The 21,254-nt window shown below is 73.5% G+C and carries 19 protein-coding genes, 1 pseudogene and 1 riboswitch; of the genes and pseudogenes, 7 read left to right on the top strand and 13 right to left on the bottom strand.

Features of this window, described 5'->3' with window-relative positions:
• Positions 1–56: 56 nt before the first annotated feature.
• A complete protein-coding gene (proP, locus tag ACFXI4_RS02880; RefSeq protein ID WP_384987588.1) occupies positions 57–1,436 on the bottom strand; it encodes a glycine betaine/L-proline transporter ProP in 1,380 nt (459 codons plus the stop codon).
• Between the two features lie 293 nt (positions 1,437–1,729).
• Here proP and ACFXI4_RS02875 point away from each other — a divergent pair.
• Positions 1,730–2,326, top strand: a pseudogene (locus ACFXI4_RS02875) (glycosyltransferase family 87 protein); the annotation flags it as partial.
• A gap of 438 nt (positions 2,327–2,764) precedes the next feature.
• On the opposite strand, the gene ACFXI4_RS02870 reads toward ACFXI4_RS02875, so the two are convergent.
• Positions 2,765–3,934 (bottom strand): steroid 3-ketoacyl-CoA thiolase, encoded by a 1,170-nt coding sequence (locus tag ACFXI4_RS02870; protein WP_384987586.1) that lies wholly within the window; start codon positions 3,932–3,934, stop codon positions 2,765–2,767.
• Positions 3,935–4,209: 275 nt separating this feature from the next.
• On the opposite strand from ACFXI4_RS02870, the gene ACFXI4_RS02865 reads away from it, so the two are divergent.
• Positions 4,210–5,445, top strand: a complete 1,236-nt coding sequence (locus ACFXI4_RS02865) for a cytochrome P450 (RefSeq protein WP_384987584.1) — start codon at positions 4,210–4,212, stop codon at positions 5,443–5,445.
• 125 nt (positions 5,446–5,570) lie between these two features.
• Here the strand turns inward: ACFXI4_RS02865 and ACFXI4_RS02860 are convergent, their stop codons facing one another.
• The 7 genes from ACFXI4_RS02860 to ACFXI4_RS02830 form a co-directional block, all read right to left on the bottom strand.
• Positions 5,571–6,257: a YoaK family protein gene (locus ACFXI4_RS02860; RefSeq protein WP_384987582.1), complete on the bottom strand. Its 687-nt coding sequence runs from the start codon at positions 6,255–6,257 to the stop codon at positions 5,571–5,573.
• Between the two features lie 147 nt (positions 6,258–6,404).
• Positions 6,405–6,818 (bottom strand): transglycosylase SLT domain-containing protein, encoded by a 414-nt coding sequence (locus ACFXI4_RS02855; RefSeq protein ID WP_362728510.1) that lies wholly within the window; start codon positions 6,816–6,818, stop codon positions 6,405–6,407.
• 341 nt (positions 6,819–7,159) lie between these two features.
• Positions 7,160–7,969, bottom strand: coding sequence for an ECF transporter S component (locus ACFXI4_RS02850; RefSeq protein WP_384987580.1), 810 nt, complete (start codon positions 7,967–7,969; stop codon positions 7,160–7,162).
• Positions 7,966–9,747 (bottom strand): ABC transporter ATP-binding protein, encoded by a 1,782-nt coding sequence (locus ACFXI4_RS02845; protein WP_384987578.1) that lies wholly within the window; start codon positions 9,745–9,747, stop codon positions 7,966–7,968. Before ACFXI4_RS02845 ends, ACFXI4_RS02850 begins: the two co-directional genes overlap by 4 nt.
• Positions 9,744–10,826 (bottom strand): CbiQ family ECF transporter T component, encoded by a 1,083-nt coding sequence (locus ACFXI4_RS02840; RefSeq protein WP_384987576.1) that lies wholly within the window; start codon positions 10,824–10,826, stop codon positions 9,744–9,746. The genes ACFXI4_RS02845 and ACFXI4_RS02840 overlap by 4 nt, the downstream gene beginning before the upstream one ends.
• Complete coding sequence (locus ACFXI4_RS02835; protein WP_384987574.1) at positions 10,819–11,448, bottom strand: SCO2322 family protein; 630 nt, start codon at positions 11,446–11,448, stop codon at positions 10,819–10,821. Before ACFXI4_RS02835 ends, ACFXI4_RS02840 begins: the two co-directional genes overlap by 8 nt.
• Positions 11,445–12,668 (bottom strand): prenyltransferase/squalene oxidase repeat-containing protein, encoded by a 1,224-nt coding sequence (locus tag ACFXI4_RS02830; RefSeq protein ID WP_384987572.1) that lies wholly within the window; start codon positions 12,666–12,668, stop codon positions 11,445–11,447. Before ACFXI4_RS02830 ends, ACFXI4_RS02835 begins: the two co-directional genes overlap by 4 nt.
• A gap of 333 nt (positions 12,669–13,001) precedes the next feature.
• On the opposite strand from ACFXI4_RS02830, the gene ACFXI4_RS02825 reads away from it, so the two are divergent.
• A complete protein-coding gene (locus ACFXI4_RS02825; protein ID WP_384987570.1) occupies positions 13,002–13,649 on the top strand; it encodes a phosphotransferase family protein in 648 nt (215 codons plus the stop codon).
• A gap of 13 nt (positions 13,650–13,662) precedes the next feature.
• On the opposite strand, the gene ACFXI4_RS02820 is transcribed toward ACFXI4_RS02825, so the two are convergent.
• Positions 13,663–14,694: a hypothetical protein gene (locus ACFXI4_RS02820; protein WP_384987568.1), complete on the bottom strand. Its 1,032-nt coding sequence runs from the start codon at positions 14,692–14,694 to the stop codon at positions 13,663–13,665.
• A 284-nt stretch (positions 14,695–14,978) separates the two neighbouring features.
• On the opposite strand from ACFXI4_RS02820, the gene ACFXI4_RS02815 reads away from it, so the two are divergent.
• Entirely contained in the window at positions 14,979–15,560 is a 582-nt protein-coding gene (locus tag ACFXI4_RS02815; protein WP_384987566.1) for an XRE family transcriptional regulator, read from the top strand.
• 9 nt (positions 15,561–15,569) lie between these two features.
• Here ACFXI4_RS02815 and ACFXI4_RS02810 read toward each other — a convergent pair whose 3' ends face one another.
• The gene (locus ACFXI4_RS02810) at positions 15,570–16,649 is read right to left on the bottom strand and encodes an MBL fold metallo-hydrolase (protein WP_384987564.1); all 1,080 of its coding nucleotides are present in this window, start codon (positions 16,647–16,649) and stop codon (positions 15,570–15,572) included.
• Between the two features lie 99 nt (positions 16,650–16,748).
• Here ACFXI4_RS02810 and ACFXI4_RS02805 point away from each other — a divergent pair, with 99 nt between their 5' ends.
• Together ACFXI4_RS02805 and ACFXI4_RS02800 are read left to right on the top strand one after the other, a co-directional pair.
• The gene (locus ACFXI4_RS02805; protein WP_384987562.1) at positions 16,749–18,206 is read left to right on the top strand and encodes an aldehyde dehydrogenase; all 1,458 of its coding nucleotides are present in this window, start codon (positions 16,749–16,751) and stop codon (positions 18,204–18,206) included.
• Between the two features lie 6 nt (positions 18,207–18,212).
• Entirely contained in the window at positions 18,213–18,446 is a 234-nt protein-coding gene (locus ACFXI4_RS02800) for a ferredoxin (RefSeq protein ID WP_362722461.1), read from the top strand.
• Positions 18,447–18,659: 213 nt separating this feature from the next.
• Here the strand turns inward: ACFXI4_RS02800 and ACFXI4_RS02795 are convergent, their stop codons facing one another.
• Positions 18,660–19,286: a 1,4-alpha-glucan branching protein gene (locus ACFXI4_RS02795; protein WP_384987560.1), complete on the bottom strand. Its 627-nt coding sequence runs from the start codon at positions 19,284–19,286 to the stop codon at positions 18,660–18,662.
• A gap of 163 nt (positions 19,287–19,449) precedes the next feature.
• Here ACFXI4_RS02795 and ACFXI4_RS02790 point away from each other — a divergent pair, with 163 nt between their 5' ends.
• Positions 19,450–20,313 carry a tol-pal system YbgF family protein gene (locus ACFXI4_RS02790; RefSeq protein WP_384987558.1) on the top strand — a complete coding sequence of 288 codons (864 nt, stop codon included), beginning with the start codon at positions 19,450–19,452 and terminating at the stop codon, positions 20,311–20,313.
• A 102-nt stretch (positions 20,314–20,415) separates the two neighbouring features.
• Positions 20,416–20,598, top strand: a riboswitch (TPP riboswitch).
• A 20-nt stretch (positions 20,599–20,618) separates the two neighbouring features.
• Here the strand turns inward: ACFXI4_RS02790 and ACFXI4_RS02785 are convergent.
• Complete coding sequence (locus ACFXI4_RS02785; protein ID WP_362722470.1) at positions 20,619–21,248, bottom strand: TetR family transcriptional regulator; 630 nt, start codon at positions 21,246–21,248, stop codon at positions 20,619–20,621.
• Positions 21,249–21,254: the final 6 nt, after the last annotated feature.

Genomic DNA, 21,254 nt, shown 5'->3' with positions numbered 1-21,254 from the left:
GGCGCGCGGCCCTCTCGCGTTCCTGGCGGGCCGCCCCGACCGGCGGTGAGGCGTTCCTAGAGGGGCGCCTCGACCGAAGGCGCCGAACCGGGCAGGGGCTTGCCCGCCGTCTCTGTCATGCGCCAGGCCGCGAAGCCGCCGATGACCGCCGCCGCCATCATGTAGTACGCGGGCATCATCATGTTGCCGGTCGCTCCGATCAGGGCCGTCACCACCAGCGGGGTCGTGCCGCCGAAGAGGGACACCGAGATGTTGAAGCCGATCGACAGGCAGCCGTAGCGGACCCGGGTCGGGAACAGGGCCGGGAGGGCCGCCGGCATCGCCGCCGTGAAGCAGACCAGGAGCAGGCCCAGGGCGCCCATGCCGAGGCCGACCGCCGGCAGGCCGCCCTGCCGGATCAGGAGCACGGCCGGGACGGAGAGGAACAGGAAGCCCGCGCAGCCCGCGGCGATCACCGGGCGGCGGCCGACGCGGTCGGTCAGGGCACCGGCGAACGGCTGGACGATCATCATCAGGGTCATGACGGCGAGGACCACCAGCAGGCCGTGCGTCTCGTCGTACTTCAGCTCGCTCGTCAGGTAGCTCGGCATGTACGACAGCAGCATGTAGTCCGTGACGTTGAAGACCAGGACCAGGGCCATGCACAGCAGCAGGGCCTGCCACTGACCGGTGATCATCTCGCGGAGGGGGACCTTCGGGCGGGACGATTCCGCCTTCTCGGCCTCCGCCGCGAACGCGGGGGTCTCCTCCAGGCGCATCCGCAGGTAGAGGCCGATGATGCCCATCGGGCCCGCGATCAGGAACGGGATGCGCCAGCCCCAGGAGGTGAGGTCGCCGTCGGAGAGCAGGGCCGTCATCAGCGTGACGAGACCGGCGCCGCCGATGTAGCCCGCCAGCGTGCCGAACTCCAGCCAACTGCCGAAGAAGCCGCGCTTCTTGTCCGGCGCGTACTCGGCGATGAACGTGGACGCGCCCGCGTACTCGCCGCCGGTGGAGAAGCCCTGCACCAGGCGGGCGGCGAGGAGCAGGACCGGGGCGCCCACGCCGATCGTCGCGTAGGACGGGATCAGGCCGATCGCGAAGGTGCCGGCCGCCATCATGATCATGGTGACGGCGAGCACCTTCTGGCGGCCCACGCGGTCGCCGAGCGGGCCGAAGACCATGCCGCCGAGCGGACGGACCAGGAAGGCCGCGGCGAAGGCGCCGAACGTGGACAGCAGCTGGGCGGTCGGGCTGCCGGACGGGAAGAAGACCTTGCCCAGGGTCACCGCGATGTAGCTGTAGACGCCGAAGTCGAACCACTCCATGGCGTTGCCGAGCGCGGCCGCCTTCACGGCGCGCTTCACCAGCGCGGGGTCGGTGACGGTCGGCGCGGGGGCGGCCCTTAGGGGGCCGGGGACCGTGAGGGACGGGGTGACGGCTGTGGCGGTCGCCAAAACGGGGCTCGCCTACCTTTCGACGGGGACAGGGGCTGGCCCGTACGGCGCCGGACGGGTCGAAAGACGACGATAGGAGCTTGGCTCCATCACGCCGCGTACGCGCATCCGTGCAGTGCGCAGCTGAATGCGGTGTACGCAGGGACGTCTGCCCGCTCCCGCGGCCGTGAGCGGACCGTCCGGTGTGAGCCTTGTCGCGCCCCGGAGGCCGGCGCGGCGTGGATGTGAAGCACGGCGGGAGACCGGCAGACGTGTTCGGCGGCGGGGGAGCGGAACCCGGGACGCGGTTCAGAATGGTCCGGCTCGGGCTGTGGGCGGTGGCCGCCGTCCTCGCCACCCCGGGCGGGGAGCGGCTGACCGATCTGGAGACCTGGGTCGGACCGGAGGGCGTGCTGCACGTCAAGGGCTCCCTGTACGACTCGACCCAGTGCACCGGCACCCCCTTCGGCACGCTGCTGCTGGTGGTCGCCCTCGGCGTGGTCGCCGCGCGGGCGCCGCCCAGCCGGTGAGCCGCCGTACCGCGCTGCCGGCCGCGCCGGTCGCCATCAGCCTGCTCATGCTCTCGGTGCCGTTCCGCAGCGCCCTCTGGCTCGGCCGGACCGGCATCGTCCCGGTCCTGCCGGTGATGCTCGGCTGCCTCGCAGCCCGCGGGCAGCGCGACGGCGGAGTGCGCACCGGCCTGGCCGCCGCCCTCCAGCCGGCCCTGCTGCTGTTCGCCCCGCCGCTCTGTTCACCGGCCGCCGCCGGGCCGCCCTCGCCACCGGCGGCACCTTCGACGCGGGCGCGGTGCCGGCCCGGGCGGCGATGCCGCACCACTCGACACCTACTGGATCCATCACATCGCCGGCGTGGGCCACGGCGGCGAGGCCGACGCGCTCGCCGACCGGTCGGGAACCCGCTCGGCGGGGTCATCGCGCACGCCCGGCTGGAGCTGCCGGCGGACCGCGCCCGCGGACCACGACGGAACTCGCCGGGCGCCTGCACATGAGCGCGTCCACCGTGTCGTACCACCTGGTCAGGCCGCACCGGGTGGGGCTGCTGAACGGACGCGGGAGGGCAGCCGGGTGTACTACCGCCGGACGTCGGAGGCCGACCGCCTCGTGACCAGTCGCGGCCGGCACCCGCCTGCCAAGGCGGCTCCCGCCCCTTCCCCGGCAGGTCGAAGAAGGGTGTTCCCTGCCTGTACGACGGGCTTCTGTCGTACCAGGGATCCGGGGTGCCGCCGCGTGCTCGTGCCGGTGCCGGCCCCCGTGGCGTGGCGACGCGGTGGGGGCCGGCGGGTCAGCCGGGCGGCATGCGGGTGGGCCGCGTCCGGCGGGCGGGGTCCGCTACAGCCGCTGGATGATCGTCCCGGTTGCCAGGCCGCCGCCCGCGCACATGGTGACCAGGGCGAACTCCTTGTCCGTGCGCTCCAGTTCGTGCAGCGCGGTGGTGATCAGGCGGGCGCCGGTGGACCCCACCGGATGGCCCAGGGCGATGGCGCCGCCGTTGACGTTGACCTTGTCCAGGCTCTGCTCGAAGACCTGGGCCCAGCTCAGCACCACCGACGCGAACGCCTCGTTGATCTCGACCAGGTCGATGTCCCTGAGGGTCATGCCGGCCTTGCCGAGCACGGCCCGGGTCGCGTCGATCGGGCCGTCGAGGTGGAAGTGGGGATCGGCACCGACCAGGGCCTGGGCGACGATCCGGGCCCGCGGGCGCAGCTTCAGGGCGCGGGCCATCCGCTTGGAGGCCCACATGATGGCGGCCGCGCCGTCCGAGATCTGCGACGAGTTGCCCGCGGTGTGGACCGCCGTCGGCATCACCGGCTTCAGACCGGACAGCGCCTCCAGGGACGTGTCGCGCAGGCCCTCGTCCTTGTCGACCAGGCGCCACATGCCCTGCCCGGCGTGCTGCTCCTCCTCCGTCGTCGGCACCTGTACGGCGAAGGTCTCCCGCTTGAAGCGCTCCTCGGCCCAGGCGTGGGCCGCCCGCTCCTGCGAGAGCACCCCGAGCGCGTCGACGTCCGCCCTGGTCAGTCCCCGGTGGCGGGCGATGCGCTCGGCGGCCTCGAACTGGTTGGGCAGGTCGACGTTCCACTCGTCGGGGAAGGGCTTGCCCGGCCCGTGCTTGGAGCCGGAGCCCAGCGGCACCCGCGACATGGCCTCGACCCCGCAGCTGATCCCGACGTCGATGACCCCGGCGGCGATCATGTTCGCGGTCATGTGCGCGGCCTGCTGCGAGGAGCCGCACTGGCAGTCGACGGTCGTGGCCGCGGTCTCGTACGGCAGCCCGACGGTCAGCCAGGCCGTACGCGCGGGGTTCATGGACTGCTCGCCGGCGTGGGTCACCGTGCCGCCGACGATCTGCTCGACGCAGTCGGCGGGGATGCCGGTGCGGCCGAGGATCTCACGGTAGGTCTCGCCCAGGAGATAGGCGGGGTGCAGGTTGGCGAGCGCGCCGCCGCGCTTGCCGATGGGGGTGCGTACGGCTTCGACGATCACGGGTTCCGCGGCCATGGGGGCTCGGTTCCTCTCCTCGGTCACCCGCGCGGCGCAGGGGCGTCCCGGCCCGGCCCGCCACGCAGAACTAGAACGCGTACTAGTTCTGTGTGCAGTCTGCTGACAGCCCGTCCACAACCGCAAGAGGGGTGCACGCAATTGGGGTGACCGCGCCCCTTGCTACTTGTAGAACCCGTTACTACCTTCACCCGCAACCGACTCTTTCTGATGGTCCGTCAGAACAGGGCCGGAGCCTACGTATCCAGGTTCGTACACGGTGGGAGTGAGTCGCCATGCCCTGTCCCGCGCTGCCCGACGGGTTCGACCTCACCGACCCCGATCTGCTCCATCACCGGGTACCGCTCCCGGAGTTCGCCGAGCTGCGCCGGACGGAACCGGTCCGCTGGATCGAACAGCCGCACGGCATCGCCGGCTTCGCGGACGACGGCTACTGGGCCGTCACCCGGCACGCGGACGTCAAGTACGTCTCCACGCACCCCGAGCTCTTCTCGTCCTGGCTGAACACGGCGATCATCCGCTTCACCGAGCACATCCCGCGGGACGCGATCGACGCCCAGCGGCTGATCCTGCTGAACATGGACCCGCCCGAGCACACCCGGGTCCGCCAGATCATCCAGCGTGGCTTCACGCCCCGCTCCATCCGCGCCCTGGAGGACCGGCTGCGGACCCGCGCCCGGGCGATCACCGACGCGGCCCGCACCCACTCGGGCCCCTTCGACTTCGTCACCGAGGTCGCCTGCGAGCTCCCCCTCCAGGCGATCGCCGAACTGATCGGCGTCCCCCAGGACGACCGGGCGAAGATATTCGACTGGTCCAACAAGATGATCTCGTACGACGACCCGGAGTACGCGATCACCGAGGAGGTGGGCGCCGAGTCGGCCACCGAGCTGATCGCCTACGCGATGAACATGGCCGCCGACCGCAAGCAGTGCCCGGCCAAGGACATCGTCTCCACGCTGGTGGCGGCCGAGGACGAGGGCAATCTGAACTCCGACGAGTTCGGCTTCTTCGTGCTGATGCTCGCGGTGGCCGGGAACGAGACCACCCGCAACGCCATCACCCACGGCATGCACGCCTTCCTGACCCACCCCGAGGCCTGGGACCTCTACAAGCGCGAGCGCCCGTCGACCGCCGCCGAGGAGATCGTCCGCTGGGCCACCCCGGTCAACTCCTTCCAGCGCACCGCCACCCAGGACACCGAGCTGGGCGGCAGGCTGATCCGCAAGGGCGACCGTGTCGGCGTCTTCTACGCCTCGGCCAACCACGATCCCGAGGTCTTCGCCGACCCCGACACCTTCGACATCACCCGGGACCCCAACCCCCACCTCGGGTTCGGCGGCGGCGGCCCCCACTACTGCCTGGGCAAGTCCCTCGCGGTCCTGGAGATCGACCTGATCTTCAACGCGATCGCCGACGCGATGCCGACCCTGCGGCTGGTCGGCGACCCGGACCGGCTGCGCTCGGCGTGGATCAACGGGGTGAAGCACCTCCAGGTCACCACGGTGTGACCCCTCGCACCCCCCGACCCGGGCCGACGGCTCCCGGCGCCGCCGGCCCGCCCCGAGGGAGGCAGGAGCACCCCCTTCCCACGCCCCGTTCCTGCCTCCCCCGAGACGCCGGTCCCCGTCGTCCGTCACTCCCGCCCGGCCGTCACCACCGCCAGCACCCCGGAGACCACCGCCGCGACGAGCAGCGGAACACCGAGGCTGTGGTGCAGGACCAGCCAGGCGCCCAGGACCGCGCCCGCGATCAGCGCGAGGACCGCGGCCACGCGGCGCGGGGAGCGCGGCCTGCTGGCGTCGCCCAGGTGGGACTCGGAGACGAGGCCGGTCAGGGTGGTCGTCAGGACCGTGGTCGCCGTCAGGTCGGGGATCCCCAGCTTGCGGACGTTCGCGTTGCGCAGCCCCATCGCGAAGGCGGTCAGCCCGATCAGGGTGTACGTGGTCGCCGTCCCGCCGGGCCGGGCGAAGGCCACCGCCGCCGCCCCGGCCACCAGGACCGCCTCCGCGGCCAGGGCCACCCGCATCCACCGTCTGCGGGAGCCGCCGCCGAACCGGGCCGCGACCCGGCCGCCCGTGGCGGCGCCCAGCAGGAAGGCGCCCAGGGAGGCCGCCGAGTGGGGGACGGAGAAGCCCGGCGCCCCGGCCGCCGCGAAACCCAGGATGACCACGTTGCCGGTCATGTTCGCGGTGAAGACATGGCTCAGGCCCAGATAGCTGACGGCGTCGATCATGCCGCTGAGCACGGTCAGGGCCAGCAGCGCGTACACCAGTCGCACACCGCGGGTCTCGGGATCGCGGGGCGGGGTCGCCGTGGGCATCGCTCCTCCGGTGGGGTCGCGCCGGACCGGGCGGCCGCGGCCGCTTGCTCCTGGGTCTCAAGTCCACCACGTCCGGACATGCGTCGGCACCCTCGCCCGGGAGGAGGGGGGCGAGGGTGCCGAGGTCCGGGGAGCGGGCCGGCCGGCTCAGTACCAGCCGTTGGCCTGCCAGAAGCTCCAGGCGGCCGTCGGGCTGCCGTAGCGGGAGTTCATGTAGTCCAGACCCCACTTGATCTGGGTGGCCGGGTTGGTCTTCCAGTCGGACCCGGCGGACGCCATCTTCGAGCCCGGCAGGGCCTGGACCAGGCCGTAGGCGCCGGAGGAGCTGTTGGTGGCGCTGGGGTTCCAGCCGCTCTCGTGCGAGACGATCTTGCTGAACGCGTTGAACTGTGCGGCGTCCGGGATCATCTTGTGCGCGATCGCCTGGGCGGAGGAGGCCGAGCCGGTGGCCGCCTGGGCGGGCGCCGCGCTCAGTGCCATACCGGCGGTGGCGGCGGCCACGGCGGCGGCGGTGAGGACCTTCTTCGGGGAGGCGATGCGGCGGATGACGGACACGGACACGGACACGGAGAACCTCGTTCATCGGGGACAGGGGGCCGCCGTGCTCCGGAACCGCCCGTGAGCGGTGGCCGTGTGCGTCGGCTCCGCGGCCGGCCGGGAGCCGGTGGTGCCTGGCGACGTCGTCCAGAGAAGCAGGCCGCCCTCCCGTCCGCAATCACCCCTTTTACTAGTTGTGGTCGCACAGGAGACTTTCACCCGCGATGTGGCGTGGCTCTCAAAGTGCAGGTCAGGGCGGTTACCTAGTGGGCATTTCGGGAAAATCGCACTACTGCCCGGGATCGTAGGTGACCTGGGTCATGTGGGGTGCCTCACCGGTCGCGTCACGGGACGCGTACGCCGCCTCACGCCCCGGGGCCGTCGAACGTGACCGCGGTCTCGAAGGCGGCCCGCCGGGTCGCCCGGCGCAGCGCCCGCAGCAGGGCCGGCCCGAGGACGAGGGTGAGGACGACCGTGCACAGCGCCCGGCCCAGGTTCCAGCCCATGGCGGTGGCCAGGCTGTAGGCGAGGAACCGGGCCAGATTGGCGGCGGGCCCGGCGTGCGGGTCGAAGGCGATGTCCGAGGCGGTGCCGGCCAGCAGCGGCCAGCCGGCCAGGTCCACGACCATGCCGTAGCCGAACGCGGCCAGGAAGCCGTAGCCCGCCAGCAGCGCCAGCTCACCGCGCCCGCGCAGCCGCCCGGCCCCCGGCAGCAGCCCGGCTCCCATCGTGAACCAGCCCATCGCCAGCATCTGGAACGGCAGCCAGGGCCCCACCCCGCCGGTGAGCAGCGCCGACGCGAACATGGTGAGCGAACCGAGGGTGAACCCGAAGCCAGGTCCCAGCACCCGCCCGCTCAGCACCATCAGGAAGAACATCGGCTCGATCCCGGCGGTGCCCGCGCCGATCGGCCGCAGCGCCGCCCCTGTCGCGGCCAGTACGCCGAGCATGGCGACCGCCTTCGGACCGAGCCCCGACTCGGAGATCGTCGCCCCGAGCACGGCGACCAGCAGGAGCAGCAGGCCCGCGAAGAGCCAGGGCGCGTCCTGGGCGTGCGAGGTGATCCGGGAGGCGGGCGGGGCGAGGAAGGGCCAGCCGACGGCGACCACGCCGACGGCGCTGACCAGGAGCAGGGCGGCCACCGAACGGGGGCCCAGCCGTACCGGGCCGGTCATGCCAGCGCCTTTCGCACCTGGGTCACGGTCAGCCATCGCTGGGGCGCGAGGACCTTCGTCACCTGCGGCGCGAAGGACGGCGAGGACACGACGATGTCGTCCGTCGGCCCGTCCGCGATCACCTCACCCTCCGCGAGCAGCACGACCCGGTGCGCGATCTCGGCGGCCAGCTCCACGTCGTGGGTGGCCAGCACGATCGCGTGCCCGTCGGCGGCGAGGCCGCGCAACACGCCGACCAGCCGGGCCTTCGCCGCGTAGTCGAGGCCACGGGTCGGCTCGTCCAGCAGGAGCAGCGGCGGCCGGGCGGTCAGCACCACGGCCAGCGCCAGCGCCAGCCGCTGCCCCTCGGAGAGATCACGGGGGTGCGTGTCGTCGGCGACCCCGGGCAGCAGTCCGGACACCAGCTCACGGCAGGTCCCCGGCAGCGCCCCGGCATCCCGGTCGGCGGCCGCGCACTCGACGCCGACCGTGTCGGCGTACAGCAGGTCACGGGGTTCCTGCGGAACCAGACCGACCAGGCGTACGAGATCGTGCGGGCGGGTGCGACGCGGCACCGCGCCGCCGGCCCGGACCGTCCCGGAACCCGGCTCCACGAGCCCGACCAGGGCGCCGAGCAGCGTGGACTTCCCGGCGCCGTTCCGGCCCATGAGGGCGACCGTCTCCCCGGGCGCGACGCTGAGATCGACACCGCGCAGCGCGTCCACCCGGCCCCGGCGCACGACGAGCGAACGGACCTCGGCGAGGGGCGGAGCGGGCGCGTCGGCGGCGACCGAGGGGACCGCCGGAGCGGTGGGCCGCCCGGTGCCGAGCCCGAGGCGGGCGGCGGCGGCCCATCGGCGGCCGGGCCCCTGTGCGGGGAGAGGGGCGGCGGGGCGGGCGTCGGTCGTCGGGGTGGCCGGAGGAGTGGTGGTGGTACCCGCGGGAGCCGTGCTGTCGGCGGGGGTCCGCTGCTCCGGGACCCGGCCGGCGAGCCGCTCCCGCAGCCCGCCCGCCCGTCGCCGGGCGTCCCGGACGGTCATCGGCAACGGCGACCACCCGGCCAGCCGCCCCAGCTCCACCACCGGCGGACACACCGGCGACACGGCCATCACCTCGGCGGGCGTGCCGCACACGGGCGCGGCCCCCGGTTCCGGAAGCAGCACCACCCGGTCGGCGTACTGCACCACCCGTTCCAGCCGGTGCTCGGCCAGGAACACCGTGGTCCCCAGGTCGTGCACCAGCCGCTGCAGCACGGCCAGTACCTCCTCCGCGGCGGCCGGGTCGAGCGCGGAGGTCGGCTCGTCGAGGACCAGGACCTGTGGATGCGGGGTGAGCACCGACCCGATCGCGACCCGCTGCCGCTGCCCGCCGGAGAGGGTGGCGATCGCCCGGTTTCGCAGCCCGTCGAGCCCGAGCAGGTCGAGGGTCTCCTCGACCCGCCGCCGCATCACGGCCGGAGCGATCCCCAACGACTCCATCCCGTAGGCGAGTTCGTCCTCCACCGTGCCGGTCACGAAGTGGGCGAGCGGATCCTGGCCCACCGTGCCGACGACATCGGCGAGTTCACGCGGCTTGTGCGTCCGGGTGTCCCGCCCCGCGACGGTGACCCGGCCGCGCAGGGTGCCTCCGGTGAAGTGCGGCACCAGCCCGCTGACCGCGTTCAGGATCGTCGACTTGCCCGTACCGGACGGGCCCACCAGCAGGACGAGTTCACCTTCCGGGACCTCGAAGTCGACACCGTGCACGGCCGGTTCGGCCGCGCCCTCGTACGTCACGGAGACGTTCTCGAAGCGGATCACGACGGCTCCTTCGGTACGACCAGGGCGGGCAGCAGGCCGAGCAGTACGGCGGCCGCGGGCCACAGCGGAAGCGTGGGGGCGACCAGCGGTACCACCCCGGGCTGCAGGGCGCCCGGATCCCGCACCGCGGCCAGCGCCACCAGCCCGGCGACGGCGGCACCCGACCCGGACACCAGCCAGGCCCGCCCGTCCCAGGCGTCCGGCCGGTACCGGGTGCGCAGCGAACGGCGGCCGCCGAGCCGCAGCCCCGCCAGCGCGGCGACCACCCCGGCCAGCAGCAGGGGCAGCCCGTATCCGCCGCCCTCGGCGGTGAGCAGCCCGTACGTTCCCGCGCACACGCCGAGCAGCCCGCCGAGGGTCAGCGCGGCCGTCGTACGGCGGACCCGGTCCGGTACGTCGGCGCTACGGCCGTAACCGCGCGCGTCCATCGCGGCGGCGAGGGCGACCGAGCGCTCCAACGCGCCCTCCAGGACCGGCAGTCCGACCTGGAGCAGCCCCCGTACCCCGGAGTCGGGACGGCCCCGCAGCCGGCGGGCGGCGCGCAGCCGCTGGACGTCGGCGATCAGGTTCGGCGCGAAGGTGAGGGCGACGACCACGGCCACGCCCAGCTCGTACAGGGCGCCGGGCAGCGACTTGAGGAGGCGGCCCGGATCGGCGAGCGCGTTCGCGGCACCGACACAGATCAGCAGCGTGGCGATCCTGAGGCCGTCGTAGAGGGCGAACACCAGCGCCTCGGCGCTCACCCGGCCACCGAGCCGGATGCCCTGCGCCCAGTGCGGGAGCGGGATCTCGGGGAGGGTGACGAGGATGTGCGAGCCGGGCACGGGGGAGCCGAGGAAGACGGTGAAGGCGAGCCGGACGAGCAGCACGGCGAGCGCGAGCCTGGCGAACGCGGAGTACGAACGGGCCCCCTGCGTCCGGCTCCGGCAGGCGGCCACGACATGACCGGTGACCGCGACGAGCAGGGCGAGCAGGAGCGGGTTGGCCGTCCGCGAGGCGGCGACCCCGAGGGACAGCGCCCACAGCCACCAGGCACCGGGGTGCAGACCGCGGGTACGAGGAGTGCTCCGCTCAGCCATCCCTTCGCCGCCGCGCCTGCCAGAACGCCCCCGCGGCGACCACCACGACCACCCCCGCCCCGGCCAGCAGCCCCACCGACGGCCCGCCCCCCGACGTACCGGCCGCCGGCCCACCGCCCGCCGCCACCTTCTCCCCGCACCCCTGCGCGGGATACCCCCCGATCGCGCACAGCAACGCGTTCGTGTCGTACCGCAGCGGCTTGGCGACGGCGGCCAGCGCCTCCGCCGCCGTCGCGTCCCGCGGCACCACCGCGCACGCGGTCCGCCGCACCGGCGGACGCTGCGCGGACGGGGCGTCCGCCGTCGTGCCGAAGTCGATTACCAGCCCCACCCGCTTGCGGCCACCGACCGCGGCCGTACCGGCGCAGATCGTGCCGAAGTCCGCCGTCCCGCGGGGCCGCGACGCGTCTTTCGAGTCCTCGCTGACCGCGAACCGGTACCCCTCGACCGCGCCGTCGTCCGGCCGTGCGGTGGCGGGACCCTGCGTGGCGTACGTCCACCGTGAGCCGTCCCGCTCCCAGAAGGACCAGTAGCGGTAACCGGCGGCTTCCGCCGGCGCGGCCGTCGCCAGCAGGGTCGACGAGGTGATGACCAGCAGCGCCGCACGGCGGACGCCGGTCACGGCTGACGCTGCTTCCGGCGCCCGCTGAACAGGAATCCGATGCCGGTGCCGGCGACGAGCCCGGTACCGACGATCCACCAGACGCCGGTGCCCGACGACTCCTTCTCGTCCGCCTTCTCCTCGGTGTTCCGGGCCGCCTTCGCGGGGGCCGGGCCGGTCGCGCCGAGGCCCGCCACCAGGTCCGTACCGCCGAAGTCGCGCGGGTCCGCGCCCATCGCGTGCGCAGCGAAGATCAGCTCCGCGTAGGCCGCGGGACCGCTCTGCTCCACCCACGGCACGGCATGGGCCTCCAGCCAGGCGTACGGCTGCTTCGCGGCCTCGGCCGAGCCCTGCGCGGCCATGGCCACGACCGCGTCGGCGGTGTTGCCGTAGTCCGGCTGGGCCTTGGCGCCGGCGAGGGCCGAGACCAGGTACCCCTTGCCGTGCGTGGCCTCCGCCAGGTAGGCCGCGCCGTTGCGGGCCACGTCCGCCGGTGCGAGCGCCTTGCCCGGGTCGGAGTCGGCGCAGGCGTGGCCGTCCGCGGGGGCCGTCCCGGCCTTCGCCACGAACCCCTTGCCGAGGGCGCCGAGCACCCCGGCGGCCGTGGCGTCCGCGTTGGCGGCCAGCTTCCCCTCCTTGTCCGGCTGGTAGGCGAGGGCGCCGCCGCCGTCCCGGCCGCAGGGCAGGGACCACTTGGCGAGGAGGCCGTCCGTCGCCCTGTCCGGGCTCTCACCGGCCGCGGCGAGCGCGCCGACGACCACGGCGGTGGAGTTGGTGTCGCTGGGCGAGCCGGGGGTGTAACCCCAGCCGCCGTCCTTGTTCCGCTGCGCCTTCAGCCAGGTCAGTGCCTTGCCGACGGCGTCGTCGTGCCCGCCCAGCGCCGTCAGCGCCTGCACGGCGGCGGCCGTGCTGTTCGTGTCGACCGTCACCTTGGCGCCGCAGGCCGCGCCCGGCTCGGCACGGAAACTGGCGTACGCGCCGTTCGCGCACTGCTGCCCGGTCAGCCAGTCCACCGCCTTCGACGCCGGGGTCACCCCCACCGTGTGCTGGGCGAGCAGGGCGAGCGACTGGCGCCAGACGCCGTCGTACCGGGGGTCCGTACGGCCGAACAGCCCCGAGGGGAGCACCGTGGAGGCGGACGGGGACGGGTCGTCGGCGGCCGTCGCGGTCATGGCGGGCGTGGCGGCACCGATGACGGCGGTGGCGGCCAGCACCGCGGCGCTGCGGCGGAGGACGGTCATGATCGGCGGGTGCCTCTCCCTGCGGGGGAGCCGGGCGGCGCCGGACACCCCGGCGGCTCGGCTCCGTGAACCTCGACGGTGCCGTGCGCCGACGGGTGCCGGCGCACTTGGCCGATCAACGTCCCGTGCGGGGCGGTCCGGCTCACCGTCGGTGCGACGGTTCACGGACATCGGTGTCCCCGGCTCGGGCGAAGCCGAGGACCGGTTGGGGGCCGGCGCCGGGTTTGCACCGGCTTTCCCCCGTACGGGTGATGACGACCCGGCTACTTTACCGGCCGCCGTTCCGAGGCCGAGGGGCGGCCGTGGGTCGTAGCCGCTGGTTATGGTCATGCCATGACGGGGAGACTGCTCGGGTCGGGACGTTCGGCCGACGTGTACGAGATCGACGAGGCGTGGGTGCTGCGCCGGGACCGGGACGGCTGGGGGGACGCGGCCGCCGAGGGCGCGGTGATGACGTACGTACGGCGGCACGGCTACCCGGTGCCCCGGGTGCGGCCCGCGGCGTCCCGCACCGACCTGGTCATGGAGCGGCTGTCCGGGCCGACCATGCTGACGGCGCTGCTCGCGGCGGAGACGGATCCGGCGGAGGGCGGTGCGCTGCTCGCCTCGCTGCTGCGGCGGCTGCACGCCGTGCCCGGGCGGGACCCGGCCGACCCCGGCTCGCGCGTCCTCCACCTCGACCTGCATCCCGACAACGTGATGCTGACTCCGGACGGGCCCCGGGTCATCGACTGGACCAACGCCGAGGACGGGCCGCCGGGGCTGGACTGGGCCATGTCCGCGGTGATCCTCGCCCAGGTCGCGGTCGGCGACCTGCCGATGGCCCGCGAACTGCTCGTGGCCCTGCTCGCCGATCCGTCCGAACTGACCGAGCAGGGGCTGGCGGAGGCCCTGCGACGACGGGCGGCCAACCCGACGATGAGCCGCCGGGAGGTCGACCTGCTCGGCGCGGCGGAGAAGCTGATACGGACCCTGCTGTGACCGCCGGACGGCCCTAGGCCGCGGTCACGACCGGGGCGATGCCCGCGGACAGGTGGCGGCCCATCCGGCGCAGGGCGTCGTCGCAACCGGCGGGATCCTCGCCGACCGCCACCCACAGTGCCAGGCGGTCGTCGACGGTCGCGTGCGGTCCGGCGGTCACGTGGTGGCCGGCGTCCCGGGTGAGGATCATCCGCTCGGCGCCGGGCTCCTGGGCCGCGTCGGGGGAGAGGGCCAGGTGGTCGAGGCGGCCGGTCGCGGCCGGGTAGGCGAACCGGATCGAGGCCGCCCGCTGCCGGGTGGGCGTGGTGTCCGGCACCTCGCCGGTGGCCAGGGCGGCGGCGGCCTGGGCGAGGTCGACGCCGGTGGCGCGTTTGACGAGGAGCGGGATCAGGTCGCCCGGCAGGCACGGGGTGACGTCGGTGACGCGGGGGCCGCGGTCGGTGAGCCGCAGCCCGATGTGCAGCACCCCCCGGGTGAGGCCGAGGGCGTGCACGGTCCGGTCGACGGCCAGCCGCAGGAAACGGTTGTGCAGCAGGCCGTCGTGGGCGTGCACGGTGTGCCGGAGCGGCTGCCGGGCGGGCGCCGGGCCCAGGGTCGTCCGGGTGATGGCGACGATGCGGATCTCGCCGTCCAGGACGACGGTCTCGGCGCAGACCCTGGGCGTGCCCGGGTCGTCGGCGGGGACCGTGCCGACGGCGAGCGAGGCCCGCAGAACGGCCGGGTCGGCGCAGGCGGCGGCCGTGGCACGGGAGGGGCCGGGCAGCCCCAGCTGCCCGGCGATCCGGGCGGCGGCGAGCGTGTACCGGGCCGAGTGGGCCAGTACCCCGCGGACCCGGTGCCGGGCCGCGAACCGCACCACGGCGGACGCCGTCGCCCCGTCCTTGCCGGGGTCCGCCGAGAGGTGACCGGCCAGCCACGGCCGTGCCCAGTCGGGCGGCGCGGCGTCCACCAGCACCACGGGGCGGGTCGCGGCGATGCGCGTCAGTACGAACTCGTCGTACGCGCACCGGCGGCCGGCGCCGAGGAGCAGGACGGGCTGCGGCATCGGTTCGCCTCACCTTCCGGAGGAGGCGGGGCGGCTGATCGCCACGGATGCCGCTCCCCCATATGCGGCACCCGGGGCGGGTCGGTTCGACCGTGGCCTGGCGACGTGATCGTTCCAGATCCTTTCTGGCGAACCGTCATATGTCAACGATTACTGCCCAAATCCGCAGTGACGCTTGTCATGTCTGGTGAGTGGGCTGGGGAGTTCGATAACCTCGCGTCCGTTCGGCCCGCCGACCACTCGGCAGGCCGGCCCGCCGACGACGTGTCTCCTGGGGGACCTTGGTGAGTGACGACCACACCCCGCTGACCGGCGTACTGGGCAGACTCGGGGAACTGACCGGACGGCCCGGGCGGCTGCCCGAGGTGCTCGACGTGGCCGACCTGTCCTACCGCACCGGGATCCCCGTCGGTACCGTCGCCGAACTGCTCGGCGGCGCCACGGCGCCCGAGGTGGAGCTGGCCGAACGGGTGCGGCAGCGGCTGGACTTCATTCGCGAGCACCGGCGACGTCCGGACGGCAAGCGGTACTCGCTGGGCGAGCTCGCTGCGATCGCCGGCACCAGCAGGCAGTGGCTGGGCGAGTGGCGCAAGAGCGGCATGCCGGGCCTCGAACACACCGACCGCCTGCGGCGGTTCTTCGGGCTGCCGCCAGGATTCTTCACCGCCAGCGAGTCCGAGGCGCTGTACGAGGCGCTCCAGCCGGTACTGCAGGGACTGGAGGCGCGGGCCGACCCGCTGTCCCGGCTGCGCGAGAGCGGCCTGGTCCGGCTGGCGGCGCGCGCCCCGCACATGAACCCGCGCCAGCTCACCACCCTCGCCGACCTGGCGGACATGCTCATCACGTCCGAGACGTCCGTCAGCTGACCGCGGCTCCTACACCGCCACGTACCTGACCGGCTCGCTGCCCGTCACCGGCTCCGCGAGTCCCAGCTTCACCAGGCGCCGCAGATGTGCCTCCGCCTCCGAGACGGCGATGTTCCGCGATCCGTAGGGGATCTGCTCCCAGGGCCGGTTCCATTCCATGCGCACGGCCAACTCCCAGAGGGTCAGGGGTTGCCGAAGGAGCACGCGCAGAGCGGTGAGGCGTTCCTCGTGGTGGGCCAGGAGCTCCCGTACCCGGGCCGGCGCGTCGGCGAAGGTGTACTGGTGGGCCGGGAGGACCTCGGCGGGCGCGAGGCGGCCGATGCGCTCCAGGGAGTCGAGGTAGTCGCCCAGGGGGTCGGTGACGGTCGCGTCGTCGGGATCCTCGTACAGGCCGACGTGCGGCGTGATCTCCGGGAGCAGATGGTCACCGGAGAACAGGCGGCCGCGCCCCGTCGGCAGGGCCGGGTGCTCCTCCTCCAGGTGCAGACAGACATGGCCCGGCGTGTGCCCCGGCGTCCACACGCCCCGCAGCCGGCGGCCGGGCAGGTCGAGCAGCTCACCGGGAAGGATCTCGCGGTCGGGAAGGGCGGGGGACAGGCCCGGCAGCGAGGTGCGCCGGCGGGGTCCGGCGCGCAGCGGCGCAACGTGCTCCTGCGGGGCACCGGCGGCCGTCAGCTTCGCCGCCATGTAGGTGAACCACCGCTCCGGCCGGGTCTCCCGGGTCCGCCGCACGATGGCCGCGTCGGCCGCGTGCATGGCGACCCAGGCCCCGGAGGCGTCCCGCACCCGCGCCGACAGCCCGTGATGATCGGGGTGATGGTGGGTGATGACGACCCCGTACACCTCGCCGGCCCCCGTACCGCACGCTTCCAGCCCCGCCACCAGAACGTCCCACGACCCGGGATCGTCCCAGCCGGTGTCGACCAGCACGGGCCCGCGGTCGGTGTCGACGACGTACACCAGCGTGTACCCCAGGGGATTGTCCGGAATGGGAACCTCGACGGACCGGACGCCCCCGCCGAGATCGTGCACGGTCACCCCGGCCCGCGCGGCCGCCGGCTCACCCGGCTCGCCCTGACTGTTCGCCATTCGCCACCCTCCGCCCCCGCGCCGCCGCACGGCCATTGCTCACTATAACTAGAACTGGTATCAGTTCTGAAACATCGTCAGGAAAGGTGGTGGGGCGCCATGACCGAGTTCCTGGAGCATGGGCAGCTGTTCATCGGCGGGGAGTTGACCGACCCGCTGGGCAGGGACGTCATCGAGGTGGTGTCGCCGCACACCGAGGAGGTCTTCGGGCGGGTGCCGCACGCCTCGCGGGAGGACGTGGACCGGGCGGTCGGGGTCGCGCGGCGGGCCTTCGACGAGGGGCCCTGGCCGCGGATGAGCCTCGACGAGCGGATCGAGGTCGTCACCCGGATCAAGGACGCGATCGCCGTGCGGCACGAGGAGATCGCGCGGGTGATCTCCTCCGAGAACGGTTCGCCGTACTCGTGGAGCGTGCTCGCCCAGGCCCTCGGCGCGATGATGGTGTGGGACGCGGCGATCCGGGTGGCCCGCGACTTCACGTACGAGGAGACGCGCGACGGGGTGTTGGGGAAGATCCTGGTGCGGCGGGAGCCGGTCGGGGTCGTGGCGGCCGTCGTGCCCTGGAACGTGCCGCAGTTCGTGGCCGCCGCCAAACTCGCCCCCGCGCTCCTCACCGGCTGCGCGGTGGTGCTCAAGCCGTCCCCCGAGTCGCCGCTGGACGCCTACATCCTCGGTGAGATCACCAAGGAGGCCGGGCTGCCGGACGGGGTCCTGTCCATCCTTCCGGCCGACCGCGAGGTGAGCGAGTACCTCGTCGCGCACCCGGGCGTCGACAAGGTCTCCTTCACCGGTTCGGTCGCGGCCGGCAAGCGGGTGATGGAGGTGGCCGCGAGGAACCTCACCCGGGTGACCCTGGAACTGGGCGGCAAGTCGGCCGCGGTCGTGCTGCCGGACGCGGACGCGGCCGCCGCCGTCGCCGGGATCGTCCCCGCGGCCTGGATGAACAACGGCCAGGCGTGCGTCGCCCAGACCCGCATCCTCGTCCCGCGCTCCCGGTACGACGAGTTCGCCGACGCCTTCGCGGCCGCGGCGAGCGCCCTGAAGGTCGGCGACCCGCTCGACCCGGCCACCCAGGTGGGCCCGCTCGTCGCCCGCCGCCAGCAGCAGCGGAACCTGGACTACATCCGGATCGGCCAGGAGGAGGGCGCGAAGATCCTCACGGGCGGGGGCCGGCCGCCGGGTCTGGAGAAGGGCTGGTACGTCGAGCCGACCCTCTTCGGCGACGTCGACAACTCCATGCGGATCGCCAGGGAGGAGATCTTCGGCCCGGTGATCTGCCTCCTTCCCTACGGTGACGAGTCCGAGGCCCTGAAGATCGCGAACGACTCGGACTACGGGCTGAGCGGCAGCGTGTGGACGGCGGACGTGGCGCACGGCATCGAGGTCGCCCGTCAGGTCCGTACCGGCACCTACTCCGTCAACACCTTCAGCCTGGACATGCTGGGACCGTTCGGCGGCTACAAGAACTCCGGTCTGGGACGGGAGTTCGGGCCCGAGGGCTACGGCGAGTTCCTCGAGCACAAGATGATCCACCTCCCGGCCGGCTGGGAGGCGTGAGGGGCCATGGGTGACCGCTGGCACGTCGAGGTCGACCGTTCCGTATGCATCGGCTCGGCCCAGTGCGTCAACCGCGCCACCGGGGCCTTCCGCCTCGACTCCGCCATGCAGTCCCACCCCGTGGAACCGGAGTCGGACGCCAACGGCAGGATCCTGGACGCGGCGGAGAACTGCCCGGTGGAAGCGATCACGATCACCCTGCTGGACAGTGGCGAACCGGTCTTCCCGCCGGAGGACTAGGGCCGGTGCGGCGGATCAGGGGGCGGGAAGTCGTGGCGCCTCGTCGGCGCCGGTGGGCGGGGTCCGGTGCGTCCACCGGCAAGGCGGAGGAGGGCGGCAACGCGGTGGACACCTCCCGGCCGAGGGCTGGGGATGTCGACAAGCGACGACAACGCCGCTGGGGAGCAGGGCGTGGCAGACCCCGCGTCCGCCGCGTGATCCGCCGGACCGGCCCTAGCGCGGTTCGAGCGCCGCGAACAACGCGCCGGCGCGGGTGCCGTCCGGTCGCTGCCAGGCTCCGGTGACGTATCCGGCCGCGTCGGCGCGCGGCAGCGAGCCGGGGGTCAGTACGCGTCGCAGCCGCAGCACCGGGCCGCCGTCCGCCACGGCGAACTCGGTGTTCTCGTCGGTGTCGGCGGGGGCGCCGAGGCCGGGGAGCGGTCCCGCGCCGGTGTACCCACGGGCGACCTCGCGGTCGGGAGTGTCGGTGACGCTCTGCGCCTGCGCCGCGGCACGCCCCTCGATCAGGGCCGCCAACCCGGCGGTCAGCACGGGGTCGTGGCAGCCGTCGTAGGTCCAGCGGGTGCCGAGCACACCGTGTTCCATGGTGCCGATGAGCGCGTGCTCGGCGCCGTCGAGCGGGGCGGCACGGTAGGTGAGGGGCACCAGGTAGGCGGCCGAGCCCTCGGTGACGACCATGAACTCGATCCCCACCTGCCCCTCCGGGTCGTCGAGCCGGAAGCCGCCGGCCTTCACCAACTCCGGTGCGGCGGGCCCGTGGTACCAGCGACGGGTGGGGAGCCAGCCGGCGAGGAGTTCGACCTTGGTGGGCTTGAGGGTGGTGTGGTGGATGAGTGCCATGGGGGAGATTCTCCGACCGGGGGCAGGGGATCCGCCAGGGACTTGGGGAGCGGACACCTGAGCCACCCCGGTACGGCCCCGTACCCCCGCCCCGGCCACGCCGGCGCTGTCAGTGGGCTGGGATACGCTCCTGCGGTCCGTCGGGCCGACCAGGGTGGGGAACGTGCGCAAGTCCGAGGCCGAAGGCCTGATCAGTGAGGCCTACGAGGCGTGGCGGGCCGAGGAGTGGCTGACCGCCGCCAGGCTGTTCGAGCGGGTTCTCGCACGGTTCCCGGACGAGGAACGGAGCGCGGTGTGGTGGTACGACGCCGCGCTCGCCCACAAGTTCCTGCGCAACTGGGCCAAGGCCCACGCACTGGGCCGTGAGGCCGCCGCCCGTGCTCCGCGCGGCGAGGGCGACCCGGCGTTCTGGAACCTCGGCATCGCGGCCACCATCCAGGGCGACTGGGCCACCGCCCGTGACGCCTGGGCCGGCTTCGGCATCGGACTCCCGGCGGGGGAGGGGGAGATCGAGGGGCGGTTCGGGGCGGCCTGTGTGCGCCTCGACACCGGCGGCGAGCGGGAGGTCGTGTGGATCGACCGGCTGTGCCCGACGCGGGGGAGGGTGATGAACGTGCCGGTGACGGCGGGGCGCCGGTTCGGGGAGATCGTCGTGCACGACGGCGAGCCCACGGGGCGCCGGGTGGTCGACGGCCGCGAGTTCCCCGTCTTCGACGAACTGCTCCTGCTCCGTTCGTCCGGGCTGCCGACCCTGGAGGTGACGGTGAACGCCGGCGAGGCCGCCGACCTGGACGCGCTGGTCGCCCTCTTCGTGGAGCACGGCTTCGGCGCGGAACCCGCGAGCAGCCTGGAGGTGCTCTGCTCCTGCTGCAGCGAGGGCACCCGCGAACAGTCCCGCAGGGTCCACGCGGGCGCCCAGCGGGTCTGCCTGGCGGCCCCGGAGACGGAGGCCCGGCTGCTGCTGGAGCGCTGGGCGGGCGAGACCGCGGCCGGGCGGAGCTGGGACGGGCTGGAGACGGTGGGATAGCCGGTCCCCCGGCAGGAGGAGCTGGATGGCGGGAAAAGTAGAAAAAATCCCCTATTGGGGTGTTCCATTCCCGTCTGTACGTTCTATGCTGAAAACAGCCTACGAGGCGAGTGAGGGAGTCCGAGCGGAGTAGCCGACTCTGGCGCGACGCAGATGCACCAGCATCCGCCGGTGCCGACGTCGACGGTCGGGCTGAGAGGTCGAAAGGCAGCAGTAGGGCCGGACGGCGACCTCCATTCACCTGATCCGGACCATGCCGGCGAAGGGAACCCGTCTCGTAGGTCTTCGCATGCCTTCCCGCGGGCCTACGGTTTCCGCTCCGGCTCCGTCAGGTCGATCAGCCGGCAGACCGTCTCGATGTCGATCTTCACCTGGGCGATGGAGGCGCGGCCCGACAGCCAGGTGATCAGGGCCGAGTGCCAGGTGTGCTCGATGACCCGGACGGCCGAGAGCTGGGCCGGGGTGGGGTCGGTCCGTCCCATGGCGTCCAGGATGATCGCCGTCGTCTGCCGGGAGACCTGGTCCACCTCGGGGGAGACGCTGCGGTCGGCGAAGGTCAGGGCGCGGACCATCGCGTCGGCCAGGTGCGGCTCGCGCTGCAGGGCCCGGAAGGCCCGCATCAGGGTCTCGGCGACCCGCTCCGACGCCGTCTCGCCCGCCGGGGGCTTCTTCCGCAGCGTGCCGTGCATGTGCTCCAGCTGGTCCTGCATGGTCGCGACCAGCAGGTGCACCTTGGAGGGGAAGTAGCGGTAGAGCGTGCCGAGGGCCACCTGGGAGGACTCGGCCACCTCGCGCATCTGCACCGCGTCGAAACCGCCCCGGCTGGCCAGCTGGGCGCTCGCGTGCAGGATCCGGCGGCGCCGGGCCTCCTGCCGCTCGGTGAGCGGCGGGGTGGCCGATCCGGTGCCGATGTCCACCTTGGCTTCCGCAGGCATGGGTCC

The sequence above is a fragment of the Streptomyces sp. NPDC059224 genome (assembly GCF_042754285.1).
Taxonomy (GTDB): domain Bacteria; phylum Actinomycetota; class Actinomycetes; order Streptomycetales; family Streptomycetaceae; genus Streptomyces.
The sequence above is the reverse complement of the archived record's forward strand: the minus strand, read 5'-3'. Positions and strand labels throughout refer to the sequence as shown.